This window comes from Collinsella sp. TF05-9AC (genome assembly GCF_003438495.1).
GTDB lineage: Bacteria > Actinomycetota > Coriobacteriia > Coriobacteriales > Coriobacteriaceae > Collinsella.
Window position 1 is genome coordinate 3295 of the sequence record NZ_QSSH01000051.1, and the last position, 6105, is coordinate 9399.

Consider the following 6105-nt stretch of genomic DNA (forward strand, 5'->3'; position numbering starts at 1 on the left):
GACGAGCGCGCACGGCTCGCCGTCGATGAAGTCCTCGCCGATGGTGAAGGCCTGCGCCAGGCCGTCGGGGCTAGGCTGCTCGGCGTAGGAGAGGTTCACGCCGTAGCGCGAGCCGTCGCCGAGCAGGCGCTCGAAGTTGGGGAGGTCGGTCGGCGTGGAGATGACCAGGATGTCCCGGATGCCCGCCAGCATGAGGGTGGACAGCGGGTAGTAGATCATGGGCTTGTCGTAGACCGGCAGCAGCTGCTTGGAGGTCACGAGCGTGAGCGGGTACAGGCGCGTGCCGGACCCGCCGGCGAGGATGATGCCTTTCATAAAAATCCTCTCGATTGACAATCGTTGAGCAAAAGCCGCTGATTACAGATGCATAGTTAATTTAATTATACGCACCGGCAGCAACCTCCCCGTCTTCTTATTTAAATCGGACAGCAGAAACACGCAACTCTTTCTGCATTTCTAGCGAGGCAACAAATGAAAAAGTACAATGAGCAGTGTCCAACAAACGAAAGGCAAACAATGCGAGTCGAAACAACCGGAGTATGCAGAGGAAACTGGAAAATCTACCAGCAGCTTAAGATTGAAGGCATCCATAAAGGCTCCAGCGTAACAGCCCAGGCGGCTACAGACGATAACCGCCGCTCACCTTTATCCCTCCTAAAATTCCGGGACAATAGTTGTGACTCGAACTCATACGTCCTTGTAGTCCCCGATCCCGATGCTCGCACCATCAAAATTGAGTTTAGCGAAATCGGCCAAGACGGTCGCACCCTGAGCAGCGACTCCCTTTCGCTAAATTGCAAGAACATCAAATGGGAGTCGCGCCTTAACTACAAAATTAAACCTGACATGTGCAGCAAACTCCGAAACTACGATGACGTTTCAGAGTTTGACATGGCAACGATTGATTTCTGGCAGTGCATCGAAGATTCAAGCGACTATATCCTTAGGTGCACGGTGAGAACTCCTTATCGTAGCGACTCGCAAATCAAACTTCGTTGTTTCGATCGAACCCTTAATGAAGTTAATTTGAGCATCGTCAATTTCGGTTCGAATGTAACAAGCGTTGGATTTACGTCTGAGAAAAAGCAGCTTGAAACGCAGCTCTCAATTCGAATGCCAAAGGCGTTCGATCGTTACTACTTTGTTATTGACGATCAAAATCACCCATCATTCAGTGCATTTGACTGCTTAACACCCGATAAGTTAGGCTTGCTTCTTGAGGAGACCAACTTTCTCTTTACCCATGCGCAGTTTGACCCTGAATACCCCGAATGGTTCACGGAGCATAAGGCAACCATCGGCGCTCTGGAGAAGCAGAGAAAAATCGTCTTCAACAGTGCTCCGAAGTTCAGCATTATTGTCCCTCTATACAACACACCCATTTCGTTCTTTAACGATATGACCGAATCCGTAAAAAACCAGTCTTATGCAAACTGGGAGCTCATCCTAGTTAATGCAAGTCCTGACAATCAGGAACTAAAGGTTCACGTTGAGCAGGAGACGGCCCACGACAACAGAATTAAATCAATTAACCTTACCGAGAATAAGGGCATTTCCGAAAATACAAACGCCGGCGTTGCCATCGCTTCGGGTGATTTCGTTAGCTTCTTTGACCATGACGATATTCTTGAACCGGACTTGTTGTTCTCATATGCCGAGGCAATTGAAAACAATGATGACGTCGATCTTCTATATTGTGATGAAGATAAACTCATGCCTGATGGAAAGCTAGCGCAGCCGTTCTTTAAGCCGGATTTCAATATCGATCTGCTCAGAAACAATAACTATATCTGCCATATGCTTACCATCCGTAAGTCTCTGCTTGACACTCTAGAACCGAACACGAAAGAGTTCGATGGAGCGCAGGATCATAATCTGACTCTCCGCGCCGTGGAAAAGGCAAGGAAAGTTCATCATGTTCCAAAGGTTCTATATCACTGGCGCCTAAGCGAGACCTCCACCGCAGCAAATGCCGATAGCAAGCCGTATGCCACTATCGCAGGTATCAAAGCGGTCCAGAGTCATTTGGACAGGCTTGGGCTCAATGCGAAGGTCGAACAAGCGCGTCGTCCCTTTACATATAAAGTAACCTACGCTGTGCCAGATTCCCATCCACTCGTGTCAATTATCATTCCAACTAAAGACCACGCCAACATTCTGGACAACTGCATTAAGTCAATTGTTGAGAAATCAACGTACGACAATTTCGAGCTTGTCATAATCGAAAACAACAGCACAGAAAAGGAGACGTTCGATTATTACGATAAGTTGCAAGCAAAATATCCTGACATCGTTCGTCTTGTAACTTGGAAGCACGAATTCAATTTCTCCAAGCTCATGAACTTTGGCGTTGCTCACGCCAAGGGCGACTATCTCTTGCTGTTGAATAACGATACTGAGGTAATTACGCCCAATTGGATTGAGACTATGCTTGGCATCTGCGCACGTGAGGATGTCGGCGCAGTTGGTGCAAAACTCTACTATCCCGACAACACCATCCAGCACGCGGGCTTATGCGTCACTGGTGGCGTGGCAGGACATCTTTGCCAAAGCATGCCAAGGGATAACTGGGGCTACTTTGCACTCAACGATGCACAACAAGACTTCAGCGCCGTCACCGCAGCTTGCATAATGACCAAGCGTGATGAATATGAGAAAGTCGGAGGTTTCACGGAAGAGCTTCAAGTTGCATTTAATGACGTTGACTTTTGCTTAAAGCTACGCGAGATCAACGACCTAATTGTATACACACCCGAAGTCGAGCTCTATCACTACGAGTCGATTTCTAGAGGCGTTGAAAACAATACGGAGAAGCAGATTCGCTTCCACAAAGAGGTCGCGTACATGAATTATCGATGGGCTAAGTATTACGTCAAAGGCGATCCTTATATGAATCCAAACTTCACCGTCGGGGAACCCGCGAATCGTTATTATCATTTATAAGAAGTTTGCATTTCTTTTCTTATTCAATCTAGGCAAATTAGCATGTGTCTAGGCTAGATAGGGGAATCGAGGATTAACCCTCGATTCCCCTATTGTGATAAGTTGTCCTTCACTCGACAGTCAGAGAGCATCTTATTCCAAAGGCGTATTTAAAACCCAGCCCCACTGAGGCGTAGCGGTAGTGTGGTAGTAGTTCAGCCACCAGGCCAGTGATGTCGTCCTGATGTAGCCGATGTTATCCATAACCATACCGTTACCGACGTAAATAGCAATGTGTCCCCAGCGAGCCCCCGCATTTGTATGCGTATGAGTAGGGACCGCAACTATCATTCCAACCTTAAGCTGCGATATATCTCGACTGTGACACCAATTCCAAAACATGTCGCATGCGTCACCGTTGGGATAAGACCCTAGCACGGGATAAAAAACCTCGCTAACCCACTCCGAGCACAACCCCACTCCAGGAGAAGGAACGTTGTAGCAGCGGCCAACAATTTGAGACTGAGAGGAAGTGTGGGCAGAACGTTCGGGCTCTACCCAAGCACCAGCTGCATTAAAGAAATACTCGCCATTATCGATACTGTTCCAGCCGGTTGCCATTTGACCTGACGACATAAGGTAATACCATAGCCTGTCAGCATCGCGGAACCAGCCTGTATTCATAACGCCAGATTCGTTGTCGAGGTGATACCACCTCTCGCCAATTAATTGCCAACCGTGCTGCAGCACCCCGTCTGAATCTGTGTAAAACCACGTCTGAGCAGCGGAAGACCAATACCAGCCTACCATGGGCTTTCCTTCGGCGTCGTTGAGCTTAATCGCGCCCACGCTGTCCTTGACACCCGTTAACACAATTGCTCCACTGCCGCACGCATAATATGCGCTTCCATCTTGCGAGAAGATCCAGGCGTTGCACTCTAATGCACCACCGCTATCGGGATCCAAATAATAAATAGAGCCATTCACAGTTTGAAAACCTAGGAGCATGGCACCATTATTGTTAGGATCAAGCCAATACCAGTTAGAGCCATAGTAAAACCATCCAGCGCGAATCGCTCCAGTGGCATTGGCACAATACCATGTCCCATCGTCAACAAACCAACCAGTGCTCATGGATCCAGATTGAGAAAAATGATACAACGCACCGTTAACAAGTTTAAAGCCCGTAGCCATTAATCCAGAAGGTTCAAGCCAATACCAAGTATTGTCAAGGAACAGCCAGCCAGTCTGCATAGCGCCCGAAAGGTCCAAATAGTACCAGTTATGATTGACTAAAACCCAGCCGGTCTTCATTAAACCTGATGTTTCGTCAAGGTAGAACCAATGACTACCGCTGGCAGCCCATCCCTTCAAATGCGCACAGGACCCAGAGAATAAGTGCCATCCATCACTCAGATATCTCCAGCCAGTAGCTGCGTAGCCTTCGGAATCAAAATAATATTCCGCTCCCCCAATAGTCAGAAAACAGTTTGACGGCCAGCCACCGTCCTCATATCTCCACCACCATTTACCATTTTGGTAGGCCCAAGAACCAGGAAGAGCGATGCTATTATCGGAGGAACGAACAATTCGAAATGACAACTGGGCTGAAATACCGGAGTAATCCCCTAGCCCATTCACACTTATAGCGGCACAGCCAGGGGCAACATTATTTGAATACAAGACTTCGTAATTGATACCGTTTACTAGCACAGACCCATCGACGGCAAAAACAGAAACCTCAGGAGTAATCGCGGCGCCGGTATATTCATATGTCGAAAAATCAATAGACGCTTTTAAATTAACGGAATCCGAAGTCAAGCGGTCGCCGCCCAGTGTCCCAAATGCCTCCAGGCCCGCTTGAACCAAAGATCCATCAGCGCCTTCAACTGCATAATCATAAGATAATGAAAATGCGGTCGTAGGCCATATAAGAGGGGTGAAACAAATTGATACAAGACAAATCGCGCTGAATAAACTCAAATGCCGATTTCTCATCATTTCACTCTTCCTATGTAATCAGATAAACCTTTGAATATCCAGGCACAATCGACCTAGAGCCACAGTTCCCAAAATAAACAGCATGCCCAAAAAATCGTTTAACATGTCGCATCAGATAAAACGACACATCACTCATCAGCATATGGATTGTATATCTATTAGGCAATTATGGAGCAGCAGACGAGAGTGATCAATGTTAGACAAACGACTTTTTAGTCAAAGATAAGTGTGAATTAATCGTCCTTCTTCCGATATCGACAGTCAGGCAACAAGCCATCACCAGCGATGGAATCACCATCACTAACAGTATTCCAAGTTGATTTCCCAGATTGGTAAAGGTAAACAGACGCTTCCAGAGCCAGCTTTGAGCAAGTGAATTGTCGGAAATCAGATATACGGCAAAAGCGGATCCCGCAAGCCAATTGATACGGGCAGAATTAAATTAATATTTCAGACACAATTTAAATACTGATAGAAATACTGCAAACGAGAGACCCATTGAAAGAATGCTAGCTGATGAATAAACATACCCGTTAAATAGATTCACAGCAAAGTCGTGAATTATTCCTTGCGAATGATACGGAAGGTACAGCAAGAGAAGTCCTGATATAAAACATGCAGTCCCAACAAGCGCCAACTTATTCCAGCTAGTGGTATTAAAATTTACTGTTATCGTAAATAACAGACACCAATTGCGAGAACGATGAGATCGATGAGCATTCCTTCGGCTGGAAACGAAACGAACGGCAAATATCGAAATAATCCAAATGCAAACGATAATGATAGTGAAAGGAATTTGTGCTCGCTTCTACTACAGGCTCGAAGCCCCTCCAATATATAGGGGAGCAGCAAAAAAAGGCCGGCATCAGAAGTGTTAAACCACCATCCATACCCCGTGGCAATTGGAAAGACCGTATTGATAAAGAAAGAGGCCGAAAGGGGCAAACTGCCCGTAAAAATAGAAATAATCCCTAAAGTTATACTGTAAAAAACAACCTCATTATTAAGAATTATTAGCTTCTTGACCGCATCTTTAATGCTAAAAGAAGCTCTGTCGGCTATAAACCAAACGGCGATAGACACGAAGCAGCCAACTGCAACTTTTCCAATAGGGAGAAACACTCCCTTAGTGTTAGCGCCGGGCGATTTTAGCCGCTAATAGTCAAACTATTTTGACCAATC

3 protein-coding genes and 1 pseudogene are annotated in these 6105 nt (G+C 46.4%); 1 reads left to right on the plus strand and 3 read right to left on the minus strand.

Going from position 1 to position 6105, the window contains the following annotated elements:
- Nucleotides 1-315, minus strand: a pseudogene (locus tag DXC52_RS10315) (sugar phosphate nucleotidyltransferase); the annotation flags it as partial.
- A 156-nt stretch (nucleotides 316-471) separates the two neighbouring features.
- On the opposite strand from DXC52_RS10315, the gene DXC52_RS09540 reads away from it, so the two are divergent.
- Nucleotides 472-2943, plus strand: coding sequence for a glycosyltransferase (locus DXC52_RS09540; RefSeq protein WP_117747065.1), 2472 nt, complete (start codon nucleotides 472-474; stop codon nucleotides 2941-2943).
- 132 nt (nucleotides 2944-3075) lie between these two features.
- Here the strand turns inward: DXC52_RS09540 and DXC52_RS09545 are convergent, their stop codons facing one another.
- Together DXC52_RS09545 and DXC52_RS09960 are read right to left on the minus strand one after the other, a co-directional pair.
- Complete coding sequence (locus DXC52_RS09545; RefSeq protein WP_117747066.1) at nucleotides 3076-4923, minus strand: hypothetical protein; 1848 nt, start codon at nucleotides 4921-4923, stop codon at nucleotides 3076-3078.
- Between the two features lie 669 nt (nucleotides 4924-5592).
- Nucleotides 5593-6006 (minus strand): hypothetical protein, encoded by a 414-nt coding sequence (locus DXC52_RS09960; RefSeq protein WP_147330621.1) that lies wholly within the window; start codon nucleotides 6004-6006, stop codon nucleotides 5593-5595.
- Nucleotides 6007-6105: the final 99 nt, after the last annotated feature.

Coding starts and splice junctions, on each gene's coding strand:
- DXC52_RS09540 (WP_117747065.1), top strand. CDS start 472: ATGAAAAAGTACAATGAGCAGTGTCCAACAAACGAAAGGCAAACAATG.
- DXC52_RS09545 (WP_117747066.1), bottom strand. CDS start 4,923: ATGATGAGAAATCGGCATTTGAGTTTATTCAGCGCGATTTGTCTTGTA.